The sequence below is a fragment of the Propioniciclava sp. genome (genome assembly GCF_029977985.1).
In the GTDB taxonomy this organism is placed as follows: domain Bacteria; phylum Actinomycetota; class Actinomycetes; order Propionibacteriales; family Propionibacteriaceae; genus Propioniciclava.
The window spans coordinates 1-3,395 of the sequence record NZ_JARKOT010000068.1; the positions used below are offsets into that span (position 1 = coordinate 1).

Below are 3,395 nucleotides of genomic sequence, written 5' to 3' on the forward strand. Positions count from 1 at the left end.
GACGACCGTGCCGTCGCGGTGGATCGGCATCCACGAGGTGACGGCCTGCACGGTGCCCTCGGCGTCGACGGCGAGCAGGAGCCGGGTGTCGTCGTCGTCCATCTCGGCGAGGCCGCCGAGGGTGAAGCCCATCTCGGGCAGCTCCTTGTCGGCGAGCCAGGCGGCGCAGATGGCCGCGATCTGCTCCCGGACGCCTTGCGGGCAGGTCCGGTAGGTGGTCCAGACGGCGCTCACTTCTTCCTTCGCGGCGCGGTTCAGAGCCGTGCGGAGGTCCTGGAACTTCTTGCCGGTGAAGGCGAGGCCGGGCAGGTCGATGACGGCCTCCTCGGCGACCTGGACGGTGGTCCAGCCGAGATCACGGGCCAGGCTCGCGACGCCCGCGTGCACCGAGTAGAGCGCTGGGACGAGCGAGTGGGCGGTGGCGAAGTCGGCGAACCCGATGATGCCGGCGCGCAGGTCGGCGGTCTCGCCGGCGGGCTCGGTCACGGTGAGCGCCACGCCGCTGCCCGCCCGATAGCCGACGGCACTGCGGCCGTCCTCGGAGACCCAGACGTCGTTGCCGGGCCACGTCTGCATCCAGCCGAGCGAGCCGGCGCCGGTGCGCCGGGCGAGATCGGTGAGGCGGGCGCGTTCGGCCTGGTGGGTGGCCGGTTCCGCGCGCAGCGCCTTCCACAGGGCGAGTGCCCCGGCCGCCCAGACGGCGATCGGCGTCCATTCGACGATGATCGTGGCCAGCACGGTGTTGGGCTCGAGCGTGGGCGTGAGCAGGGCGAGCGCGGCCGACGGCAGCAGCCGGACGCCGTAGTCGCCGGCGAGGACGACGGCGGTGGCCTCGGGCGAGTACTCGTCCTGGCTCGCGAGACCGAGGATCACGACCAGGGCGAGGCCGACGGCGAGGGCGGCAAGGGCCAGGGCGGCGACACGGCGGAACGTTCCGGGCACGATGCGGATCGCGAAGTGGCGGCGGGTGGCGATGACGGTCGCGGCGAGCACCAGCGGAAGGAGGATGGGGGTGACGAGCCGCGCCGACGGCGTCCCGTGCGCGCCGAGGCCGAGGGGGGTGGCCGAGTCGCTGGAGAGGCTGACGATCCACCAGACGGCAGCGAGGTGGGCGAACGCGAGGGTGGCGACGAGCAGCTGGAGAACCACGGTCCCGATGGCGGCGGAGCGCCGGCCGAGGCGCAGTCCGTCGGCGAGTACGAGCTGGACGACCATCGGCATGGCGGCGAGCACGGTCGGGCCGATGCCCTGGGTGCGGGCGACGTAGGTGGCGCGGGCGCATTCGTAGGCGGTGGCGGGATCGCCGCAGAGGGCGGCGATGGTGGCGGCGTCGGTGCTCTGGGGGTCGAGGGCGTAGCGGGCACCGGCGAGCGGGCCGACGGGGTAGGACGACACGGCGGCCACGAGCGTGCCGAGGGTGACGGCGAAGACGCCGAGGGAGACGATCGTGCGCGCGTCGTGGCGGGTGCCGACGAGGGAGCGCTCGGGTGCCTCGTCGCGCCAGGCGAGTTGGCCGATCACCAGCCCGACGAGGGCGGACGCGAGCCGGACGAGGTCGTCGGCGCCGCCACCGAATGCGGCGAGGGTGGCGGAGAGGGCGAAGAGCAGGGTGCGGGTCCGGCGTTTCCACAAGGGGTCGAGGCGGGCGCTGGCGGCGGCGACGACACCCATGACCGGCGCGCCGGCCCCGCCCGCGAGAGATCGGGCGAGATGGTCGGCCCACGGTTGGTCGACTCCGGCGATGAGAGGGTCCGCGGCCTGAAGCACAAGGACGCCGAGGGCAGCGGTGACGAGCCCGACGGTGAGGTACCGGCGGGCCTTGAGGAACCGTTCGGCCCCCACGCCCACGGTGAGCAGGAGAAGCGCGTTCTCGACCGCGGACAGCGGCGTCCGGGACCAGAACCAGCTGGTGACCAAGGTCCACACGCGGCCCGGCGTGGTGGCCGATGCGGCGAGCGCGTCGTACCAGTCCCTCCCGGTGATCGCGGCCACGAGTGCAAGAGCGACCACGCCGGCGGCGAGGAGCGTGCTGACCGGGCCTGATGCCACCCAGTCCCGCGCCACGCCGGCCAGCCTGGCTGCGCGCGCGCCGACACGACTATCCCGTCCCTGCTCCGCCATGGTGGGGCCTTCCTGACGAACTCCTGCGCGCAACGGTAGCCGTGGGCTGCTGTGGGAAAGCTGTGTGACCATGCCGGTGGACTCCGGTCACCTCCGGCCTCGCTGACTTCTGGACGCCCGATCAGCCACTTCCCTCGCAGAGGGCGACTTACCTAACGTTGCAACGGTAGGTAAGTGGACGCCGGCGCGGGAAGTGGGCCCCGAGGAGGCAAGTGGACGCCGGCCCGGGAAGTGGACGCCGGGGTCACCTCGTAGGACTCGAGCATCGCCCGGAGCGCGTGTCGAGCGGTCGCGGCGTCCCACTGCCTCATCCGTTCCGCGAGGCCGGGCGGCAGGTAGTCGACGTCGCCGGTGATCGCCTCCCCGGCGAAGGTGGCCCAGCCGACGACGAACGCGAGCACGGACTGCCAGGCGGCCACGGCGTCCGCTTCGCTGAGCCCGGTTGCGACCAAGTACACCAGCCCGTCGGCTGGGTCGGTCGGCACGTGGCGTGCCGCCAGCGGCAGCATGTTGGGGTGAGCCGTGAGCAGATCGAGGTAGCGCATGAAGACCATCTCCAAGATGCCACGCCAGTCGCTGGGGATCGGCTCATCGAACACCATGTCCTCCCGCATGACCGAAACTGCCCCGTCGAGCACCGCCTGCTTGTTCGGCACGTGGTGGTAGAGGGACGCCGCCTCGACCCCCAGGTCGGCCGCCAGTCGACGCATGGTCAGGGCGGAAAGGCCCTCGGCGTCCACGATGGCCAGCGCGCGGCGGAACAGGAGGTCCTTGGTGACGGGCGTACGCGCCTCGGTCGCCTCCGCAGCTGAGCCGGCCGGTTGTTCCGGCGGGGTCTTCATGACTTGACCCTAACGTTGTTAGGTGCGACACTCAAGACGTCAACCTAACAACGTTAGGGAGGTGTCGAGCATGAAGACGCTCAACCGAGCCGTGGTCCGGCTCTTGGCCGCCGGCGGGATCGCACTCCTCGTGACGCTCGCCGGCTGCGCGGCCGGACCGGGCCTCGCGTCCACCGACCCCGGCGCCGCCGGCTTCTGGCAAGGGCTGTGGCACGGGCTGATTGCCCCCGTCACCTTCTTGGTGTCCCTGGCCAACGCGTCGGTGTCGATCTACGAGGTGCACAACGACGGCCACTTCTACGACGCCGGCTTCCTGATCGGCGTCTCGATCGTGTTCGGCAGTCTGGCGCGCGGCAGCTGCGTCGCGTACCGGCCGGGGCGGCGTTCGGAGAACCGATCATGAGCCGCGTCCCGGGCGGCCGCGCCATGAAG

At 71.9% G+C, this 3,395-nt stretch carries 3 protein-coding genes; 1 reads left to right on the forward strand and 2 read right to left on the reverse strand.

The annotated features are described in order from the left end of the window. A partial coding sequence (locus Q1K57_RS04190) for a DUF2156 domain-containing protein (protein WP_300079316.1) occupies positions 1–2,121 on the reverse strand: 2,121 nt, incomplete at its 3' end. Between the two features lie 152 nt (positions 2,122–2,273). Continuing rightward, positions 2,274–2,963 (reverse strand): TetR family transcriptional regulator, encoded by a 690-nt coding sequence (locus Q1K57_RS04195; protein ID WP_300079319.1) that lies wholly within the window; start codon positions 2,961–2,963, stop codon positions 2,274–2,276. Positions 2,964–3,033: 70 nt separating this feature from the next. On the opposite strand from Q1K57_RS04195, the gene Q1K57_RS04200 reads away from it, so the two are divergent. Further along, positions 3,034–3,366: a hypothetical protein gene (locus Q1K57_RS04200; protein WP_300079321.1), complete on the forward strand. Its 333-nt coding sequence runs from the start codon at positions 3,034–3,036 to the stop codon at positions 3,364–3,366. Positions 3,367–3,395: the final 29 nt, after the last annotated feature.

Bases quoted from the DNA above. Each gene is read 5' to 3' on its own strand.
- Q1K57_RS04200 (WP_300079321.1), top strand. From the start codon at position 3,034: ATGAAGACGCTCAACCGAGCCGTGGTCCGGCTCTTGGCCGCCGGCGGG.
- Q1K57_RS04195 (WP_300079319.1), bottom strand. From the start codon at position 2,963: ATGAAGACCCCGCCGGAACAACCGGCCGGCTCAGCTGCGGAGGCGACC.